Consider the following 21,109-nt stretch of genomic DNA (forward strand, 5'->3'; position numbering starts at 1 on the left):
GAGATTCAAGCTGTGTAAGGCAAAAAATCAATTACAGCTTAGTGCATTACCCAGATTCCGCCAGCCAATACGGAGAGAACCGTGATAAACGTTTGATACACCACATCCATAATGAGATTCCCGATACTGTCTCCATCTGCCTTGCGATTTTTAATCATGACATAAGTATGTGACCAAAGACCACTTAATCCGTATATGTACATCGTTACCAATACACCAACCCAAAAGTTCCCCTGGAACCAGATGGCCATAATCCCCATAACTCCAAGCCCTACCTGGGAAAAACCGTATTTAACCTGAAATGGTCCACCAGGCCATCCTAACATTTTGGCTGTCTGATCCGCTCTGGCAATGTTGACAACATAACCAATCACTCCAACCAATCCAAACGTAACCACAAACTGATGAAGCAGCAATACTCTGCTAATCTCGCTCATTTCTCCGGGAAAACCTAACACATATAGGTGTACTCCCCCTGAAATTAGACCTAACAACCATAGAACCAAAAACCACATGCTTGTCCCACTCCCGCCGTTTGTTATTTGGAATCATTTGTAACTAAATGTACAATCTTGTAGATACACACATTATATAATCGCTTTTACTTTTGTCAATTCATACATAATTTTCTATTTTGTCGAAGCTTTTGTCATTTTTATTCTTCTATACGCAAACAAGAAAACCATATAGTTCCATTTAACTTGAAAATAATAGGAATTTAGCCCTATTATTACATTAAAAGGTTTGAATTCTACTTCTTTTTTAACGCTTCAAAAGAACCACAACTCATTTATTTGACATGGGTGATAGTTCAATTATCATCTGTTTGATCATCTACGATTACAGGATAACAGCAACGATCAATTAACCTATGATATAAAAGAATTGACATTCGATCTCTTTGTAACTATTATAGTTACAACGGTGGTGATTATCGCATGAGACAAATCAGCAGTCGCTTTTCCATTGCGGTTCATACCCTGTCCCTGATCGCTGTTATGCCCAATGAATGTACCGGAGATGTGATCGCGCAGAGTGTGAATACTAATCCCGTGATTATTCGGCGGATTATGTCCAAGCTGAAACAGGCTGGTCTGATTGACGTCAGACCCGGTGTGGGCGGTGCTTCCTTGTTGAAAGATCCGGCTGAGATTACCCTTCTTGATGTATATCGAGCGCTTGAGGTGGTGGAAGATGGGGAATTGTTTAACTTTCACAAACATCCGAATCCGAAATGTCCGGTCGGCAACATGATTGAACACACCTTGCGTGCCGAACTCATTGAGGCTCAGACAGCCATGGAACAGCGCTTGAATCGTGTAACCATACAGCAGATGATGGATCAGATTCATGTCTCTGAATAAAAAAGCTCATCATGAGCTTTTTTTAACCCTTTCGTTGTAATCACACCTGTTATAACATATTTGATTACATCCATATGCAACCAACAACACATATCATAGGAGGAAAAGAAAATGAAAATTTTGGTTACTGGCGCCACAGGTCATTTGGGTTCACTGGTTGTAGAGGCATTGTTAAAAAACAATTCTGCCAAGGATGTGGCAGTAAGTGTGCGTAATCCAGAGAAAGCGGAAGGACTCCGCACTCAAGGCGTTGACGTACGTCACGGTGATTTCGATCAACCGGAGATTTTAGAGCAAGCTTTTGCTGGTGTAGACCGTCTGTTGCTCATCTCGACTGATGGTGACAATGAAACGCGAATTCGCCAACATCAGGCTGCCATTGACGCTGCCAAGAACGCAGGCGTGGGATTCATCGCTTATACAAGCGTTGTGAATGCAGAGAAAAATACCCTTTCCCTGGCGGAAGTTCACCGCGCTACAGAAAAAGCTATTCGTGAATCCGGCATTCCGTATTCCTTCCTGCGTAACAACTGGTACCTGGAAAATGAAGCAGGCAGTGTGCAAGCAGCTACGCAAGGTGCGCCTTGGGTTCATGCCACCAACAACAGCCAAGTAGGCTGGGCTACCCGCAGTGACTACGCCCATGCTGCAGCAGCTGTACTCGCAGGAGAAGGACATGAGAATACTGTGTATGAATTGTCCGGCAAGCTACGCACGCAAGCTGAACTGGCTGCCATTGTTGGTGAAGTGCTTGGACAAGAAATCAACGTGCAGAACGTGGACGATGCCGCTTACGCTGAAATCATGAAAGGCGCAGGTCTACCGGACTTTGTCGTATCGATGCTTGTTGATATGCAAAGTGCCATCCGTGAAGGCGCATTGGCTGTAGAAAGTGATACTTTAGAGAAATTGCTTGGCCGTCCGGCTCAACCACTTAGCGAAGGTATTAAATTAATTGTAGGCAAGTAAGTTTTGGATATGAGAAAGGGACACACCAACAAATGTTGGATGCGTCCCTTTTTGGTGTAGTTAAAGATCAATACAATGATATACACGTTGAACGGATGACTGTACACTCCCCGTTGATTGCGACTGCTGTAATTCAAGATAGGTGTTTATGCTTTCCACAACCGTTCATCACTCATTGCTCAAGAATATAACGTGCGGGAATATGATCGGCCAGCCAGATATTTTCGTTTCCATGATAAAAGAGGATGCCATCCATGGCCGCTTGAGCAGCATTGATTTTCAAAATGACAGGCTGATCATCCCGTCTTCGTCCCACCTGATTGGCCGTATCGATATCTGCGGACAGATGTACATATTGCCTTTGTCGCGGCTGTAAGCCATGTTCCATAATAGAATGCACTGCGCGTGCCGGGGTCCCATGGTACAGGGTTTCCGGTGGCTCAGCAGATATCTTCGATATCTTATGCGGTGTCGAATGTCCATACAATGCCCGGATGCGGCCTGTACGGATTTCATGTCTCTTTTTGTCCGAGGCTTGAATCATCTGCTCCAGATCGGCTTGCGTGACTTCCTTCCATTGCGGACTTTCATGTAAAGCCACCAGCAATTGCGAGATTTCCACCCAACCCTCTTCATCCAGTTCATACTCCCATGGTGCATGTCGCAGAGCGTATGAGAGTTCCTTGCTTAATTTCATCAGATCCAATGCAATCATCTCCCACATCTAATAAAACCGTCTATTTTTGCGATTGAACCGCTGTTAAAATCTCCTGAATGTTACGTTCCAATCCTTCATCATCTTCCTGATTGAATTGGCGGTGTCCATCAATCCCACGTTGGATAATCGTATTCATCACCGGATGAACCTCACGATCGGAAGCTACCCGAATCAGATCGTCGGCAAAGTCGACGGCCTGCTGCTCACTGTAGTTAAACGGCTTAATCAGCATCCGGATACTTAGTGCATGCGCTTGTGGCTCCGCCAGCTGATCCCTGTTCGTAATACCATACACCGCACCAAACCCAAAAGCAGCCATCACCTGACGCTCCAGTTCCGTCGTTTGTTCCAATGGCGTGCCCATCAGCTCACATATTTTGTCCACCATCTGCTCCAGCTCATTTGCCGCCGCAGCCAGAATTACGTCATTAATATCGTCAGCGTTGATAAATTCAGTCATATTTTTTTTCTCCATTTCTGCACCGTATTTGATCCATTCTCTCAGACTCTATGAGAACATTGTATCGGAGTTGGGGTGTACGTTTCAAATTCATCTACGAATAAAGGCGAAGTGAATGCTCCCGAAGCAGTTTTCTTACAGAAAGCTTCTAGGTCTGCTTCTTCAGTGCATGAAGATCTTTATGTATGCGTGGGGCAACTTGGTAAATGTTCATATGCGTCACTGTTAATACCAACGTGATTCATCGTTTGGCGCAGCTCCGATACAAACTCCATAAAATACACTTCAGGACTACGGCTTGCGGCATAATACTGCAAGTCATAATCGTATTTTAACCTCGAAAATACATCATGCAGATCGTCAACCAGTATCTTTTTCATATCCTCTCTCGTAATAGCTGGGTCCATGCTGCACTCGTTGGCCAGGGTCTGCATTGTCTCCTTGAGCGCCTGCTGATCGTATAACGGGTTAGACAACAGATGCTGCAAATCATACAAGTCTTTAAACCTGGGCCTCACTATCGTTTGATGCAGCTTCCATGCAATTTGGATGGAGAGTGGTACAGTGTAAGGAACGACAAAAGCTTCACCAACCATGGGTTGGTAGGATAGAGTAACAGGCTTCTCATCCAAGTCGAGGTTAAAAGATATATCAAGATGCAGTTCATCCTCATACTCATTTTCATTCCTTGGTTCACTATCAATATAAAAGGCAAGCTCCGTGTTCACCGTAGGAAAATCATCCGCCATCGCGTAGTCTATTCTTCTCCAGAAGGCATTCTCCCGAAAGCTTCGGAATATGATACCGTCATTCAGGTCCATCTCCGTTACCCGGATCATCCAGTCTGTAAATACTGCATTGGCCTGATCCTCAGTCTCAATTCGACCTGTATACAGAAAGTCGATGTCATCCACATAACGAATATTGGGATTCTCCAAATACTGTCTTGTTAATAAGCTTCCTTTTAATACAAATGGACTATTCACTAGAGAAGCGCGTTTTAATAGAGCTTCTAACACAACAATGAATCTCTCATCCTCATTTAGGAGGTGCATTTTTTTATTTTTTTCTGACACTCGTTCTCCTCCTCCATTCATCGTACTCAACATCCAATTAGATCCATCCACGATCCAGTTCTTCCCGGCTGTCATAGATGCACAGTTCATATTGCTGTTTTAACAGTTCGATCTTGTTCATTTGCAAAATGTCATGAATTTCTCCCACTCTACGATAAAAATGTTCTGCACTCTCATATTCCCGGACGGTTACGAATCTAACTTTCCCATCCGCATTCAGCGAGTTCCGTGAGATATGTCCGCCTGAGTCGGCGCATAACTGCTTCAACCTGCCCACATCATCAACATATACTTTACCGTGCCATTCAAAATAAGGCTTCGACTGCGCCAGCATCGGCTGATCAAAATACGTTTCTTCCTTAGCCGGAATTTCCACCTTCGTCCGAACAACTGTGAATCCGTTATCCCGAAACTTGGCGGCAACCTCTTCAATAACATTCTTCACTTCTTCGTAATTCGCGCTATGTACAATGCCTGTAATCATTGGCTGATTAATATATTCACCTTGGTCCAATACGATCAACACGGGCTTCACGTTCTCTTCATTACAGATGTTGATAAAGGTCTCTTTCTTGTTCCGCTTCAGATCACGCATGGTTACATGATATTCAAATTCCATCAGGTCACTTCCTTACTGGTTTTTGTCATCTCCATTGGCAAGGTACAACATTAATTACTAACTTACTACCTATGACTAGAGGGAGCTTAATCATAGCATATCAAAAAATCTGATAAGTTTTGTGCCACATTTGTGTTAAAGGAGAATGCTCTTCCGACTCTCATGAAACCAAATAAAAGCTCATTCCTACTCATAATTCAAGTAAGAAAGATCTTCTGAGAAGCTTATCCTTTTGTTCATGTATTGTACGATCTTGTATTAGTATTGTAAGTTGTTTAATAATCCGAATAAATCCATAAATTAATCAATATGCCCATTGTCAAGTGCATCCAAGGTTTCATCACTTATATCAAGTGGTTCCCTTTTAACTCGATTTGCAAGCGAAAGAAAATCAGTAGCACCAGCTACATTCAAATAACCTGCCCTTATAAAGAAATGGCCACCTCTTTCATATAGCTTTATTACTGGCTCAAACAAATCTTTATTATCAATAGCAATTTTATTTCCTTCATCAATGAGTGCGTTTAACTCTAAATAACTGGTAACAATTTCTCTAACATAACTATTATGTATCTCCTTTAGTATCTGTAATTCATCAACACTTACTTGTGACTTAGTTATTGAATTTGAAATGATAATAAAAGGATACCTACACGGACCAGAATAATATTGAAAAAATATTGATGCTCTTCTTAAGTATTCTTTACTCAAGTGAACATGTGATCTTGCTTGCTTATTTCCAATACAACCCCAATCTATTGCAGCAATACGCTTAATTGCCTGATTAAAATTTCCCATCAATTATTTCGCTCCATCTTTTGTATTTTTTATTGTCCAAGAACTTTTTTTGAATAATATTCGTATGCTCCTGGGAATTTAAATGAAGGTTTGATCAGGAGCTACATCATGTGCACCAGGAGGATCGTTTAAATACCATTTTCACTTTATTCGAATTTAAATTTATTCCCCTCAATTGTTATTTGATTTCCTTACTCAATATTTACCTTCATATTAAAATTTGTGATTCATCTTTTTTTATACTTCCGATTGATTTAGGGTGTTACATCTACGACTAAATTTAATAAAAAGGCAAGAAAACAAAAAACAGCTCAATTATGCTGTTAAATAACTAAATTGGACCTATAACGTATAACACAATTACTTTACATTAGCTTTTTTCTACAGCTATTTATTTTGACTATTTAAATAATTCTTTACGAACTGTTTATTCTTTTCTTTTTCAGGAAGTAATCCTAAATATTTATACTCAAAAATCATTTGTCTTTGAGTTGGGGTTACAGTTGAAGCTATTACATCTTCATAATCATAATAAATTTTCAACTTACCAGGATGCTTTAAAGTTAAGGTTAAATTTGTCCACGTCTCTTGATCATTGTCTATAAAAATTTGTCTTAATTGTTTAAATTTTGTTTGTAATTCTAATAATAAGTTATCATAAGTTTTTTCAATCAGTCTATATTTTTCAGGAATATCATGAGAGTATATAAACTCCTCATTCTCAGAAGTGTTGAAATAAAAGTATACCTCTCTGGATCCATCTAGTATTTCGGCGTACAAATAAATCTCATTCCAGTTATCACTAGGTATCATACTTAGAATATGCTCTGCTATCATGGGATAAAGAGGATCCATCTGTTGCTCCATTATTCCTCTAACCTCCAATTTAATTCTCTATTGTAATTTTCTTTGTCCTACTCCATCTATCGAGTACTCTACTATCAAACTATCATTGATTAAACACATTTACATAAATATTCAAAATATGGGGATCGTTCTAACACCAATTCTAGTACTTGTTTTCTATTTTCCACTTTGAACAAAACCTCCGTTTACCAAAGATTAAAATTGCTGGGTTTGAATACCCATTTTCCTCCTTCATCCACATAGCCCCATTCTCCATTAAATGTAACACAGCCAAGGTTATTGTAAAAAGAATCAGCTGTTGTAAATATATTTTTAATAATATAATTTCCATTTTTGTTAATGTATCCATACATATCCTTACTTTCAACTGGTGCTAAATTATTTTGAAATTCACCTACACTTTGAAATTTATCTTTGATAACCCTACTCCCCAAGTGATCTATAAATCCCCATTTTCCATTTGCTTTTAATTTGAATCCTCCTAATCCTTCGGAAAAACTTGAAACTTGATAATACTCAGGTTGTATAAGAAACTCCCCTTGTTGATTAATAAAGCCATAGAATTCACCGTCCACTGAGGCTTCAGCTAATCCCTCTGAAAAATTGGATACTGAATTAAATTGATAATCAATTTTCAGCTCACCTCTATCATTTATAAAACCAAATTTTGTCCCTTGCTTTACTAAAGCCAATCCATTTGAAAATGTACCCATAACATCAAAAATTGGATCTATAATAATTTCACCAGATACCCCAAAAATACCTACTTTCTTGTTTTTCTCCGCTATAACTGAAAACCCCGGATTTATTCCATGTATTCTATCAAAGATTGGTTCTATTACAAACTCTCCTTGCTTATTAATACATCCATACTTTCCTTTATAATAAACCAATGCTAAGCCATGTTCGAAGTCCCCTAGAAAGTCGGCACTCAATTCAATTACCCATTCGTTTTCAGTATTTATATATCCTTCCTTATCATCGAACGTCCAAACATATGCTAAACCTTCACAAAAATTGTTTACAGCCTTATAAGAAGGCTCAATTATAATGTCACCTTGTTTATTAATAAAACCATACTTCTCATTTATTTTAATTTTATAAAGATTATTATCCTTCATTTTATAAATTCTCCCATTAATCTTCTTTTTCACTGCTAATACTTCATAACTAAAAAGCAGACTTGGCAAAGAACGTCCATCTAAAGCTCTTCTACCTTTGTCTTTCAGGGAATATATGTATAACATACGGATTAAACCCCATTATGCTGCAACTTCTAAGTGATACCATGTTTTCCCGTATGGTTGTTTTCCTCTTAGAATTGAAACAGTCTAATGATTAAGATAAACTAGGTATTTTCTTGCCGGGCTTCTTACAAGCATTCGTACAGAACCATCTAAACGGACGTTAAAACACTTACACGACTTTGACTTTGTGAAACATTACTTTATGTTCATACTGTTTCCTTAAAAACTTTCCCTAGCTGCTCACAGCTACAATTCTATGCTCTGATAATGAACAGCTTGAATGACCTGTTTTGTAGACTCCCAGCGATAGTGCCCTGCTTTGTCTGAGGGTTAAGGTAAGGTACAGAAAAATCTAGGATAAATTTAACTTATTACTTCTTTAATTCGAATAGATAGATCTCTCTTCTCATCTTCTGTTAATTTTTCACCTCATCATTTAAATCAAATTCTTCCAAATCATTTTCAAATTCTAAAATCTGTTCGTTTTCCTTAATTTCATATTTAATTAGTATTTCAACAAGTATAGTTTTTACCAGGATTTTCACTAAGTTCGTGTGAATTTATATTGTTTTATTTATTTCTGTTTGGTCCAATGAATTTCACACCAGATATAAATTAAGCCTATTCCTCCGTAGAAATGTCCAAGTTGGAATAGGCTGGCAGGCTATGATTTTCGTTCATTGTTCATACTGCAATTTATTCGATAGGCCCCATAAATTGAGTGATTAAATAAATATGCTCAATAAGTTTAACTTTGCTTAAACTCTCAATTCTTTCATATCCACCAAGTCCAAGAATTGGAACATATCCGAAACATTCATCAAATTTTATTTCACCATATTTTTCAATTGCTTCAGTAAAAGGTAACCAATCTAGCTCTTCTTCTAAAAAACTCTCATCGTTTATATCTTCAAGGAAGAAATCAAATCCAGCAGCTATTACATTTACCGTACCTTTCCGATAATTAAGTAGGTTTAAGTATCTTCCTTTTTCCCAAACAATTAGATCTCCCATAGATGTAGTAAACAATGGAATTGAATCCTCATGTCTAACGTACAGGTCTACTAATATTCCCTTGAAATCATCAGGATTTATTATTTTCAAATAACCATTCAGGATACTTCCAAAGCCGTATTCACTCCAAATATCGGTAATTTCTGTAGGAATTAATCCTTTATAATTTTCGATAACTGTATCCGATGCTTTCTCTTCTAACACAAAAAACTGGAACGCAGTTGGCTTATCTGACATACAAGTCACCTCAGTACTTTAATTTAATATTTAGAAAGGTTGATTCTCTTTCTTCTTTGGTCATGTTACTTGCAATTCCCCTCATTTTTTTTGTTTCTAAATCTGCTTGTCTGATTGGTACAGGGAGTCTACTTTCCTTATTAATTAACGCTAATGTAAGGTCTGTAGCAGTATCGATATTTATCCAATTACCACAGGAGACGAAAATGGGCTTTACACTTTTATGTGTTCGTAATGCTCTCCCATAGATTTTGTTATTTATCACAATATCAGAGAAAGCCCCTTCTTCTTCATCAGGCATAATAAAATCAACCCCGTCAATTTTCAAGTAGCTTTTTGCAATACCTATTGTTGGTTTATTTAAATAAAAGGAAGCATGCGTTGCAATCCCCATATTCCTAGGGTGTAAGTACCCATTTCCATCAAACATAACGATATCTGGTTCATTAATTAAGGTGTTAAATGTTTTTAAAATTAATGGTAATTCTCTGAAAGATAAATATCCTGGTATATACGGGACCGCAATTTCATCTGTCATAGATTTCGTCTCTATAACATTTTTCGTCATAAAATCCACGACACATATACAACAAACTGCAATTGTCGTTTCATTTTCCTCCCAATATGCCAGGTCAATACCTGCAATCAGCAGAATATTTTCTTTGTGGAAATCATTTTCTAATTTTATTTTCCGAGTTAAATCATACTGAATTTTATCAAATTCATCTATTATTTTATTCATTAACTTATTTTGCACGCGCATCATATTTTTCGATCATTTTCTTTTCAAATTCACTTGGCTCTAATTTTTCATTAATTAGTACCCCTTCTATATCCCACTCTCTATATGTTATGGCAAATCCATATTTGTAATTCGCGATTGATTTATGATTACCATTCTCAAACCAAGAGATAAATTCTCCTGTTATTACACCTTTGCTCATTTTCTGGAAGCTTGAAATTCTGCCAGATTCATAATAGTTCACATAGTCTCCATCAGCCAATCCATTTTATAGTAAGAGTAATATGCTAAATTCCCATTATCGTATCTTTCATATAAAAGACCAGATATAGGTTTCCCTCCATCCTCTATCGGTTTATCAAAAACTTCTTGCCCACTATTTCCAGAAAAACAAACATCATCAGTAAATTCTATACCTGTTAACAATACATCTTCCATTCGCAAAATATTAACATCAATCATTTAATATCATCCACTCATTTAGATTATTTGGGTAAATCAGATTCTATTTTAAAATCCCGTAAAATATAATTACAGTGCGGACATGTTTGGAATGGTATATCGATGACTGGCTTTGATGAGCCTCCAGGTTTTATCACATATATTAAGATATCATCAATAGTAGCACTCGGATTATCCAATAATGCCTTATTAGCTGCATACACCTCAGCATGCGATCCTGAACCATGTGTATACAAACTATAGGAATCATAAATGTCGTCTGGCATATTTTCTATTCTAAAATGTACCTTATGAGATGGACTTTTTTTAAAGTGTCCATCTCATAAGGTACACTTTAGTTTGGATTTTTTGGATAATAAAGGGGGATAAAAAACCACAATACAGCGTTTAGCTCGCATTGTGGCGTTGTTGTTTGTATCATTCTAAATACAGATCGTTGAAAAAACAAATTTATCTATAAATTTTGAAGTTTAGTTAAGACTTCCTTGATTCGCATAGAAAGATCCAACTTTTCATTTTCTGACAATTGTTCCCCCACATCATTCATATCAAAATGCTCTAATTCATTTTTTATTTTCAAAAACTCCCCTTTAGCATTAATTCTATATCTGATAAGTAGTTCTGCAAGTGTTGTTCTAACAACTATTTTTTCACTTAATGTACTCCTACATTCACGCTCGAATCGTTCCATTATTTCCTCAACAAGCTCAATTGCATCTTTCTTCTCATTGAATAAAATCCCAAAGTAATTTTTAACTTCCTTTTCTATTTCAAAGTAGTAATATCTTGTATTCGGACTATAATCTACAGGTATACTTTCAATTCCATCAAGCACCATATCTCTTCGTTCTAATATGTCCTGATAGTCATCTGGAGCTATTTCATGTTGTAACTTATTTAAATCTAGAGAATTTAATGCATCAATTATCTTTTGTTTCGATTTGACAAAAATTTTCGAATGTGTTAAATGAATTCTCCCTTCCGCAATAGACAATACTGCTTTTTCCATTTCACCTCTTTTATCCATACCGAAGTATGCCTCACATGTGCAAGCAAGAGCTTCAGGACCACTCATTCCCTCACTTTTAAAATAAAAATAGTTTTCATAAAAAGCTCCAAATAAAGCCTCATAGTTTCGTTTCACTTTATGTCCTCCCAATAAATTTCTTATGGCTCAACTATCTTATCACCATTATGGATTACCTCAATATCAATATTGGGATAATCTTTGTGAAACTTTTCTATAATTCTACTACAACTTCCACATGTATCTAATTCGGTAAATAATTTAATTTTTCCACGAGCTTTTGATGGATCTGGCAATTTATCAAGTCTAGAGGCCAAATCATTGAGAATTTTATACTCAGTATCATTGTCTCTTAATCTTACATTACCACTCCTATCTGGTGCTTCATTAGCCTCGTACTTTGGTTTTGTTGGTTTTAATGAATAATCAGCATAGGTCTTTTCCTTATTATCCCCGTTCAAACTACTATGAGAATAAAATTAATTCTTGTCAATTCCTTCAATTTCTACCTTCGCATACGCAAAATTTAGATCACCTTTAATCCTATTAGAAAGCTTACTTCTTAACACTTTAACTTTATCAATAATAAAACCTTCTGTTTCTAAATCAATTACTCTTGTTAGGAATACTTTTCCATGACTTACATTTGGAACTTTATCCGTCCCCTCAGCCTCTGATTCACCTTTTTGCCTTTCTTCCTCTTTTTTCTTTTTATCATCTTTACCTTTTCCTTTTTTCTTCGATGAATCTTGTTTCCACTGATTATGACTGTTGGGAATCTGATTATCTTTCTTGTTAGTGCTAGATGAATTTGTTCCTTCACCCTTGCTCGACTTTTCCCTGTACCTGTATGTGATCCTGTAGTATCCGGTTCTCCGGATGTTTGGGTCTTCTTACTGGTATTCGGAGTTGGATCCTCTATCTTTCCACTCTTGATGGTCCTGTTTCTTCACCATTCCCAGGCTTCTTCCCTGTACCTGAACTTGAACCCGTACTATCCGTTTCACCCGATGATTTGGACTTCTTACTGCTGCTCGGGGTCTGATTCGGTTTATTGCCATTGCTGGAGGAACTGGTTCCTGCCCGTCGCTTGACTTATTCCCAGCGCTCCATTCTTACTTAGTTTTAAGGTTAATCAGAATCTTATCGTCTCTATTACTTAGAACAATTATTCAATAAAAAAAAGACTCATCCCCCTCGTTGATTAGGTTGGAATAAGCCTTTGAAATCAAAATCCTTCGAATTCATACTTAGTTTGATTTATTTTAATTTGACTTTTAGACAACTAGTCTTCTTCTACCACTTAGAATTTATCGTTATAACATTTTAATTATTTTATCCTTAACATTTTCGTCAAATAGAGCCCCCTCCACAATAGCCCCTTTCCAAACTACATTTTCAAGATTCGCACCTATAAAATTAGCGTCTGTAAAATTCCCATTACAAAGTGTCGCTCCAGAGAAGTCCCCCTCGATAAAATTAGCATTACAAGCATTGACTTCAGACAAGTTTGCATTCAAGAATGTCCCATTTTCAAAGTTTCCATTTGATAGATTAGATTTACTTAAATCCGTACCAGAAAAACTCACCTGACTAGCGTTGATATCAGATAAATTTGCATTACGAAAATCCGAATTAATGAAAGTTGATCCAATTAATTCTCCTTGAGATAAATTCACTTCGCCAAAACATGCTTCTGAAGACATGCTTATGTTTATTTTTGCATATTTCATATTTGCCTTATAGAAGTTCGCTCTACTAAAGGAACAATCTGCAATATCCGTTCCCTCTAAACTGGAGTTATTAAAGTCAGCTTGTTCAAAATCACAATCCAAGAAAGAGGCTTCATTTAATGAAGATGCTTTTAATAAAACCCTTTTTGCAATAACTCCATCCGCCATAACATGTGATAAATCCAAGAAAGTTAGATCCATATCGCTAATATCTAATCCATCAATGACCTCATCATTGGATTTTGATCTATTGAAAACTTCTATAATCCTTGTTCTTTCATCTCTATTTTGAACCATTCACTTCCACCTCTCAAATATCATATTCATCTTCTTAGATATTCCTTCCAAACCATATTCGGATGGAACGACACCCCCATCCGATCTTCATCAAAACATGGGATAGCGAAAACTTGGGATGGTTCCAAGTATTTCATTACACGTAACCAGTTATCAATTAACCTATCTTCTTCAGTTTCAAATGACCCATTGAATATATCAATACCGATGCCACCCCAGTTAAGTTTAGAAACTACACCTGGACTATTAAGTAAAACTTCCCGATCAATCATATCTAATATATAAGAGCCAAAATATGTTCGCGATCCCACCCCTAAAGGTCCATTTTGAAGAAATTGGACAGGTACAGGATAAGAGCATGCATCCATCCAGATATGCTGTTTCTGATGTTCATTACTCCAAGGGTAATAAGATTCTCCAAAAATATGTGTAACTCCATAGCTAGGTTTTACAATTTCTGCAATTTTATCAGATAATTCAAAAAACGTTGGCCACAATATTCTTGGCATTGACTTATGAAAATCAAACTTCAAAAAAGAACGTGAACTCATATTCAATTCAAAACTGCCAGAAAATTTCACAGCTTTATTGCGATATAGATGAACTTCAGAAATACCACAAACTGAGAATACTTTTTCAAAAATTTCATTGCGGTTATATCCGGTTTTAACCATCTCATTACTTCCCCAATGGGTAGGAGTAAATTTCTCGGTTGCCTCAAACGCATCCAGTATATGGCCTAGTACTTCTCTCTGGTTTAAATCAACTGTCGGGTACATTATAATCGAAAATAACTCAGGCTTCATAGATATTCTCCTTACTAATAAAACATTTTAATTGTATATTGTTTTTATATTTCCCCATCTGACTCCGCTATTTTTTTGATTAAAACACTGCCTGTGCTGCGACGGCCGGTTCATCTCCATGTAAAATCTCAGACGGAATCATAGACCGTAGCATCTAGTGAATCCCTATGCCAAGAAACGGCGCTCTTTCACAGAGGAATTGACATTTTAAGTTTATTCCACAAGTCTGTATCCACCTTATTCTATATCAACTGTTCATCAGCAGAGTTCTTTCTTCGCTTTAACAATCGCTGAACGGTTTAATTGAGTTGCGGACGATATGAAAAAACCTTCGTTTTAGCCGCCTTGCTCTTAATTGTGGTGGTATCTATCCTAAAAGATGCGATTTACCGCTATTTCAGCCTCCCTATCGTGGCGGCTTATTCTAAAGTTTCGAAAAAAACGCAAGAAAACGAAGATAACAAAAAACAGATCAATTAAGGTGGTGTCTGACCATAATCAACCTGTTTGATGTATAGGAATAGCGTTATTTAGGTTATAAAATTAAAGCATTTGATATGCGTACAACCGAAATGAAGAAATCAATCTTTATACAGGTATTACATGAGTTATATGTGTTATTGGTTGAACGATGGGTTCATTCGGCACTACTAATTCTCAATATTTTAAAAGATGCTCATAGCTTTGCGTGATATAAAGTAGATGAGAAATCATCTTAAGCGCTATGTTCTTTTTGAATTTGCTCGAACCATTCCTTTGCAATGTCGTCTGCAGTTTTTACAGGATCATTTGAATAAACCCGTTCATATTTATATTCTGCTTTAAGGCTATTTTTTGTAACATCATATACCAATTTTATTTCAGTTGGCATTTCTCTTTTGTGTTCGTCGCATGATCTATATATCTTTTCAATATCATCATTAATAATATTCAAAACGCCTTTTTGTCTTTCGACTGATATGTCATATAGAAAACCATAACTATCATCTAATGCATCGTTAAGTTTGTGTTTCTTTACAAGCTTACCGTTAATAAAACAGAAGAAATCACTGGAAATAACTCTTTCTTCAAATGAACAATAGATATATATTTTTTCCGCTCTTTTGTGAACATACTCTAAACAAATGGAGACCATATCCGCTTGAAGTTCACTAAAAATATCTTCAAATACTTTGCTCATAGTAACCTGCCTTTTTTAATTTAATATACTCTTTGAAAAAACTTCCCCATCAATTTCATATTGCACATTAAATTTAGATGGGCGCACACTATCTCCGTCATATTTCACTTCAACATTTACTTTTACTTGTTTCCCTTCTTTAATCGCATTAGCCCATTGATTCTCGATTTTCTTATATTGGTTTAAATTCACATTACTTAGTTGAGAAACAAGGTTATCAATTTCTGGTGAGCCACCAAATCTATCCCCTGCCAAATGACCCGCATGGTCGCCTGGCTCTTTGCCTGGAGTAACTGGATCATGAGGTAATCTGCTACCCCTCTCAGTTAATTTTAAATCGTCAGCAGTAAATTTTTCAAGTCTTCCCTCACTATCAGTTTTATAGATATATTCATATTCACCAGTTTTATATGTTACATTTGGCTTTAGCTTCCCATCTACTATATGACTTCCATCACGTAAAACATCATCAGCCGGGCTATCAACCTTACCAATTCCACCCGTCCCCTCAGCCTCTGATTCACTTTTTTGTCTTTCTTCCTCTTCCCTTTTACGTTGTTCCTCCTCTTTTTTCTTTTTATCATTTTTACCTTTTCCTTTTTTCTTCGATGAATCTTGTTTCCACTGATTATGACTGTTGGGAATCTGATTATTTTTCTTGTTAGTGCTAGATGAATTTGTTCCTTCACCCTCGCTCGACTTTTTTCCTGTACCTGTATTTGATCCTGTAGTATCAGGTTCTCCGGATGTTTGGGTCTTCTTACTGGTATTCGGAGTTGGATCCTCTATCTTTCCACTACTTGATGGTCCTGTTTCTTCACCATCGCCAGACTTCTTCCCTGTACCTGGACTCGATGCAGTAGCATCCGTTTCACCTGACGATTGCGACTTCTTACTACTGCTCGGGGTCTGATTCGGTTTCTTGCCATTGCTGGAGGAACTTGTTCCTGCCCCGTCGCTTGACTTATTCCCAGCGTTCGAGCTTGTTTTCCCTCCAGAACCCACTTCCCCGGCATTCCCCGACTCTTTGGGCTTGTTCTTTCCCAAGTTGCCCCAAGGCTGAAACCGGATGACCTGGCTCTCTTTATAATAATCGCTGAAGGCTTTAACAATCACATCTTTTGACTTTTTCACAAATGTCTTTGTTTTGCTTGTAGCCGGTTTGTCTGTCGTCGTCGTTGTTCCTTTAGAAGCAGCACTTGGAGAACCCGTTGTTCCTGGAGGGTCTGAGGGCTCTGGTACACCTGAAGAACCCTTTTTCGTGCTTACTCTGCCCGTAAATCCATTGAACTCCCCGTCCAACCCTTTCATAGTCATCTCATGTTGCTCGAATTCACCCATCAGGGTAGATAATTCTTCTTTACTCATGGGAGCCATAATTCGCCGGGCAAGATACTTCTTCTGTTCGACCGTCAGATTCTGTTTCTGCCAGTAATTATAGTCACCCATTTCCTCGGCGGTGATGTCTATTCTTCCGATATCTCGAGCAATGCCGTTATGATAAGGGCCAAAAAAGAGTTCATATTTAATGTCATTCTGCTTCACATCCCCATAATACACGAGTGCTTCCTTCAACTCTTGGTCAACCTGTTGATGAGCCCAATGCTCCCTCGTATTGCCTGGAATCTGATAATACATCTGGCTAATTTCCTTTTCCTGCTGATGCAGTTTCTTCACAAAATCCATAAAGGAAGTAGCCGTGCTTAACTCTCGTGCTGCTGAGACAACTTTACCAAATAATTGGTGCTTATAAGCCTCTTCTTGCTGCATCTTGCCCACGAAATCACCATTCAGATGATTCAGAAGTTGTAGGGCCGAAGGCTTAAAGGATCCTACACTTGGGATGTTCCCGATCAAGCCGATTGCTGCAGCGCCAACGACAACGGCCTGTGCCGCAATGGCTGGTGCACCTCCAAGCATACCCAAAACGGGGATCATGCCCGCCATGGCGACCGCTGCACCAAACAGGGAAACCTCCTTCATGTTAACCACGGAAGGCTGCATAGCAGCTGCTTCGGCTGCAGCTGCTGCTTGAGCTGCCTCATATTGTTCAAGCGGAATAAGGGGCGGCTCCGGCTCCAGCGGCAAATCAGCTACCACTACCGGTGCCTTATGGCTGCCTTCCTGTTGGAGCAGTCCAGCACGAACATCAGCTTGTCCATCCAATATAAAGCTGCTTCCTCCGCCAAGAAGCCAAATAGCTTCAGGGGCGGTTGCTTTAATCTGACCTGCTTTAAGTGATAGACTACCACCCTGAATCGAGATGTTACCTGCACTCTGCATCGTTACACCCTGGTCATTCAGTGTGATGACCAATCCAGCTCCAGCCTGTACGGTCACCTCATCCGATGACATACCAATAGATGGTCCGTCAGGGTGGCCCCACATTTTGTGTTGCGTTCCACCGGAAACCGAACGCTTGCTTTCGGGTACTGCATGACGAATATAAGCCTTGGACTCGCGACTTCCAGGAATGTACAGTTCCACCGTGTCACCAATCTCTGGCATCAAGAGCAGATAGATCGTGGTTTTCGCATATGATGATCTTCTAGCATCATACGATGTGCAGTCATGAGCAACCCGGACTCCATGCTGTTTATCCAAATCTTTTGTCATTTTTCATATTTTGTTTCACTGAATATAAATCTTAATGACTTTATGTATCATATGGTTGATCAAAGTTTTGACTTTTAAAACGCAAGATTAACCCTTTCTAAACCTCAAAACAAATAAGCTCCAGTCAAATAACTGGAGCCTGTCTGATTTATCTTTGAACTAAATATACAACTGGATATGACGCTCTTTTTCAGGAATATCTTCATCTTCTAATAAATCCACTTGATTTAGCGCACCCTCATGCTTAAGTTCAGCGATGAACAATGCATAGAAGTCTCCTGCTGTCGGATAAGAAAATAAACCGTAACCTTTTCGAGAAATCAGCTTGTTCACCTCCCTAATTTTCTCTGGTAGATATTTGTAGTCAAACTCTCCCAACTCTTCTAGCTGATCTGCAGTTCCCAATTCGATATCATAGGCATACTCATAGTCTAAAATGTAATTGACGATTTCCTGATCCACTTCTCCTTTGTAGTCCAGAAATAAAAACCGTTTGGTCGCTAAGCCATGATTCAGCATACTATAATACGCCAGTGATTCATCCGGATCATTCAAAATCATGTCGATATCCTCTGCATCATCGAAAATTAACGGCACCAAATCTTCATCTGCCATGCAGTCTTCCTCCTCTCCTACTCAAACAGAACTCCATGGTGGTTCGGGATATACTCTGGATAGTTTTTCCGATAAAAGTCGTCAATCATTCGTAGAACGGGATCCCACTCTGGATACGGTTCAGGATCTTGAATGTTCATTTTAGCCTCCGGTGAGTTCATCAGGAAATCATCAAAATGACTTGGATTGGGCAGACCTTGTTTTTTTCTCACATGAAGCAAATACAAAATTTCATAAGGATAAAAAGCGTAATCATAATTACCAAATTCAAGCGATTTCCCTAACTCCGATGCAAGCATGGAATGATGTTCGGACATTCTTCCAATTAAACGCGTAATTCCATCCAAATCAGGCGTATTCCAGTGTTCCAATACTTCTCTGTAGATTCCAAGTTCTTCTGGAATCAAGCCACATGGCTGTTCCCGATCTGTTAATGCGGATTTCACAGCCAAGTGAACATATTCATTAGTTCCCTCAATTTCTTGCTTGGTATGTTGGAGGTATAACTCTAGTAAAAACCAAATATGTTGATTCCAATCATTTGCTTCCATTAAATTATCTCCAAGATATTTGACTATAAAATCAAAAAATACCTTTTCCTCTTTTATCCATCCATATAAATTGAAGTGTATTAATGCGATGATGCTATACTCAAAAGAATAATCAATCAATTTCATGCTCGGATAACGCTCTCTATAAATATGCCTACCCATGCACTGATAAAATTTTATTTGTTGAATTTTTTTTAGCGCACTTACATTTCGACCGTTTTTAATCAATACGTCATTTTTCCACACCTCTAACCAAAAGGAAGATATATTATCCATATCAATTAATAGAATATGATCTCTCTCTGTATCATTAATATCGATGATTTCAACAATCTCATTTTTACCTTCTTCGTATTCAATTACGGCATTACTATCAACAAAGTTTTTGACATACTTTTTGTAGGCCAAATGCATTTTTTTTGAATTAACCATTGTGTTCTCCTTATGTTTTATTTTATCTCTTTACTCCAATCTTTTACTTTTACAACATCTACTCCAAAACCAACCGAAGTTTTCGAAATATCAACTTCTACTCTGATATATTCAAACTCCAACCCTGGGTTATCTTTTAAAAGTTTCTTGTACTTTGCTTTAAAATCCGCAAAACTTTTATTTTTACGGCTTGACATCACTTCAAAATATTTTGGACCACCGAGTTTTTGCTCTGTTGAATAGTTGAAATTTCCCCACTCGGAAGTCTTAGCCTCAATCATGGTTAATTTAGGAGGCGGACCTTTGGACAAAAAGGCTCCATCTATTCCGTTCCTACCAACTTGAAATTGATCGGAAATATCCTTACCCAGATTGTTGTTTATTGCGATTTTTTTCGCAACTTCCTCTCCAAAGTCACCCTTATCATGATCATAATATTCTGTATTATCGATTTTTCGCTCATACCCTTCTACACCGGATAAATCAAATTTACTACTTATATCATCTGGAGTATTTAGTTGATTGATTGGATACCTTGCTCCGTTGTCTTGACTGATCATCAGCTTATTTAAAATCTGTGAGAAAAAGAAGATAACAAAAAAGAGGTCAATTACGGTAATAACTGACCATAATCAACCTATTCAGTGTAACGAAATAGCTATGAAATTAAAGCATCTAATTTTCTTACAACCGAATGGAGGAATCTGTACATGGGTTATATTTGATATTGGTTGAATGATGATATAATTCCACTAACTAATATTTAAAATGTAAAAATAGTTCACTCGGCAGACCGATTATCTAGCGCATCCAAGATTTCATCACTAATATCTAATGGTTCCTTTTCATCCCAAGCAACATCTGCAATTATAATAGAATTACCATTTATATATAAATATCCTTCCCTTCTATAAAAAAAGCCACCCCTTTCATATAGCTTTATTGCTGGCTCAAACAAATCCTTATTATCCATAGCTATTGGATTTTTTTCATCAATAAGAGCGCATAATTCAAGGTAACTCGTAACGAGAGCTTTGTGGTAAGAATTATTTATTTCATTCAGTATTTCAATCATTTCAATGTTTTCTTGTGGCTCAATGATCGAATTTGAAATCATAATAAAAGGAGGTATACAAGTACCTGGATAATTCTTTAAAAATTTGGTTGCTCTTCTTAAATATTCTCTACACAAATAACTCTGTGACACGAATTCCTTTTCTCCAAGACAACCCCAATCTATTAAGGAAATACGTTTAATTGCCTGACTTAAATATCCCAC

Annotated in this window: 23 protein-coding genes and 1 pseudogene; 2 read left to right on the forward strand and 22 right to left on the reverse strand. The window is 37.5% G+C overall.

Annotation, left to right across the window (positions count from 1 at the left end):
* Positions 1 to 38: 38 nt before the first annotated feature.
* Positions 39 to 515, reverse strand: a complete 477-nt coding sequence (locus MHB43_RS23320) for a DUF6790 family protein (RefSeq protein WP_026080959.1) — start codon at positions 513 to 515, stop codon at positions 39 to 41.
* 423 nt (positions 516 to 938) lie between these two features.
* On the opposite strand from MHB43_RS23320, the gene MHB43_RS23325 reads away from it, so the two are divergent.
* Positions 939 to 1,364 (forward strand): Rrf2 family transcriptional regulator, encoded by a 426-nt coding sequence (locus tag MHB43_RS23325; protein ID WP_150364426.1) that lies wholly within the window; start codon positions 939 to 941, stop codon positions 1,362 to 1,364.
* A gap of 111 nt (positions 1,365 to 1,475) precedes the next feature.
* Positions 1,476 to 2,333, forward strand: coding sequence for an SDR family oxidoreductase (locus tag MHB43_RS23330; protein WP_339178171.1), 858 nt, complete (start codon positions 1,476 to 1,478; stop codon positions 2,331 to 2,333).
* 172 nt (positions 2,334 to 2,505) lie between these two features.
* On the opposite strand, the gene MHB43_RS23335 is transcribed toward MHB43_RS23330, so the two are convergent.
* The 21 genes and pseudogenes from MHB43_RS23335 to MHB43_RS23435 all read right to left on the reverse strand — a co-directional run bounded on the left by MHB43_RS23335 (position 2,506) and on the right by MHB43_RS23435 (position 21,109).
* Positions 2,506 to 3,039, reverse strand: a complete 534-nt coding sequence (locus tag MHB43_RS23335; protein WP_405130503.1) for an RNA 2'-phosphotransferase — start codon at positions 3,037 to 3,039, stop codon at positions 2,506 to 2,508.
* A gap of 31 nt (positions 3,040 to 3,070) precedes the next feature.
* The gene (gene imm48 / locus MHB43_RS23340; RefSeq protein WP_339178176.1) at positions 3,071 to 3,511 is read right to left on the reverse strand and encodes an Imm48 family immunity protein; all 441 of its coding nucleotides are present in this window, start codon (positions 3,509 to 3,511) and stop codon (positions 3,071 to 3,073) included.
* A gap of 179 nt (positions 3,512 to 3,690) precedes the next feature.
* Positions 3,691 to 4,587, reverse strand: a complete 897-nt coding sequence (locus tag MHB43_RS23345; protein ID WP_339178178.1) for a nucleotidyl transferase AbiEii/AbiGii toxin family protein — start codon at positions 4,585 to 4,587, stop codon at positions 3,691 to 3,693.
* 37 nt (positions 4,588 to 4,624) lie between these two features.
* Positions 4,625 to 5,206, reverse strand: a complete 582-nt coding sequence (locus MHB43_RS23350; protein WP_339178180.1) for a hypothetical protein — start codon at positions 5,204 to 5,206, stop codon at positions 4,625 to 4,627.
* A gap of 300 nt (positions 5,207 to 5,506) precedes the next feature.
* Positions 5,507 to 6,004 (reverse strand): hypothetical protein, encoded by a 498-nt coding sequence (locus MHB43_RS23355; RefSeq protein WP_339178182.1) that lies wholly within the window; start codon positions 6,002 to 6,004, stop codon positions 5,507 to 5,509.
* 387 nt (positions 6,005 to 6,391) lie between these two features.
* On the reverse strand, positions 6,392 to 6,871 hold the full coding sequence (locus tag MHB43_RS23360) for an antitoxin YezG family protein (RefSeq protein WP_339178185.1): 480 nt from the start codon (positions 6,869 to 6,871) through the stop codon (positions 6,392 to 6,394).
* A gap of 185 nt (positions 6,872 to 7,056) precedes the next feature.
* On the reverse strand, positions 7,057 to 8,118 hold the full coding sequence (locus MHB43_RS23365) for a WG repeat-containing protein (RefSeq protein WP_339178188.1): 1,062 nt from the start codon (positions 8,116 to 8,118) through the stop codon (positions 7,057 to 7,059).
* Positions 8,119 to 8,814: 696 nt separating this feature from the next.
* Entirely contained in the window at positions 8,815 to 9,369 is a 555-nt protein-coding gene (locus tag MHB43_RS23370; RefSeq protein WP_339178191.1) for a T6SS immunity protein Tdi1 domain-containing protein, read from the reverse strand.
* Positions 9,370 to 9,379: 10 nt separating this feature from the next.
* On the reverse strand, positions 9,380 to 10,135 hold the full coding sequence (locus MHB43_RS23375; RefSeq protein WP_405130504.1) for an endonuclease V: 756 nt from the start codon (positions 10,133 to 10,135) through the stop codon (positions 9,380 to 9,382).
* A complete protein-coding gene (locus MHB43_RS23380) occupies positions 10,116 to 10,355 on the reverse strand; it encodes a hypothetical protein (RefSeq protein ID WP_405130505.1) in 240 nt (79 codons plus the stop codon). The genes MHB43_RS23375 and MHB43_RS23380 overlap by 20 nt, the downstream gene beginning before the upstream one ends.
* Positions 10,352 to 10,573 (reverse strand): hypothetical protein, encoded by a 222-nt coding sequence (locus tag MHB43_RS23385; protein WP_405130506.1) that lies wholly within the window; start codon positions 10,571 to 10,573, stop codon positions 10,352 to 10,354. Before MHB43_RS23385 ends, MHB43_RS23380 begins: the two co-directional genes overlap by 4 nt.
* A gap of 454 nt (positions 10,574 to 11,027) precedes the next feature.
* Entirely contained in the window at positions 11,028 to 11,717 is a 690-nt protein-coding gene (locus MHB43_RS23390; RefSeq protein ID WP_339178202.1) for an Imm3 family immunity protein, read from the reverse strand.
* 23 nt (positions 11,718 to 11,740) lie between these two features.
* Positions 11,741 to 12,067: pseudogene (locus tag MHB43_RS23395) on the reverse strand (deaminase domain-containing protein); the annotation flags it as partial.
* 849 nt (positions 12,068 to 12,916) lie between these two features.
* On the reverse strand, positions 12,917 to 13,630 hold the full coding sequence (locus tag MHB43_RS23400; RefSeq protein ID WP_339178205.1) for a pentapeptide repeat-containing protein: 714 nt from the start codon (positions 13,628 to 13,630) through the stop codon (positions 12,917 to 12,919).
* A gap of 26 nt (positions 13,631 to 13,656) precedes the next feature.
* A complete protein-coding gene (locus MHB43_RS23405; protein WP_339178206.1) occupies positions 13,657 to 14,436 on the reverse strand; it encodes a hypothetical protein in 780 nt (259 codons plus the stop codon).
* A gap of 715 nt (positions 14,437 to 15,151) precedes the next feature.
* The gene (locus tag MHB43_RS23410) at positions 15,152 to 15,616 is read right to left on the reverse strand and encodes a DUF600 domain-containing protein (protein ID WP_339178208.1); all 465 of its coding nucleotides are present in this window, start codon (positions 15,614 to 15,616) and stop codon (positions 15,152 to 15,154) included.
* 15 nt (positions 15,617 to 15,631) lie between these two features.
* Complete coding sequence (locus MHB43_RS23415; protein WP_405130507.1) at positions 15,632 to 18,220, reverse strand: DNA/RNA non-specific endonuclease; 2,589 nt, start codon at positions 18,218 to 18,220, stop codon at positions 15,632 to 15,634.
* Between the two features lie 171 nt (positions 18,221 to 18,391).
* Positions 18,392 to 18,847, reverse strand: a complete 456-nt coding sequence (locus tag MHB43_RS23420) for a hypothetical protein (protein ID WP_339178219.1) — start codon at positions 18,845 to 18,847, stop codon at positions 18,392 to 18,394.
* Between the two features lie 17 nt (positions 18,848 to 18,864).
* On the reverse strand, positions 18,865 to 19,830 hold the full coding sequence (locus MHB43_RS23425) for a hypothetical protein (RefSeq protein ID WP_339178221.1): 966 nt from the start codon (positions 19,828 to 19,830) through the stop codon (positions 18,865 to 18,867).
* 17 nt (positions 19,831 to 19,847) lie between these two features.
* Positions 19,848 to 20,390 carry a hypothetical protein gene (locus MHB43_RS23430; protein ID WP_339178224.1) on the reverse strand — a complete coding sequence of 181 codons (543 nt, stop codon included), beginning with the start codon at positions 20,388 to 20,390 and terminating at the stop codon, positions 19,848 to 19,850.
* Positions 20,391 to 20,611: 221 nt separating this feature from the next.
* A complete protein-coding gene (locus tag MHB43_RS23435) occupies positions 20,612 to 21,109 on the reverse strand; it encodes a hypothetical protein (RefSeq protein WP_339178226.1) in 498 nt (165 codons plus the stop codon).

Source organism: Paenibacillus sp. FSL H8-0317, from assembly GCF_045040685.1.
In the GTDB taxonomy this organism is placed as follows: Bacteria; Bacillota; Bacilli; order Paenibacillales; family Paenibacillaceae; genus Paenibacillus.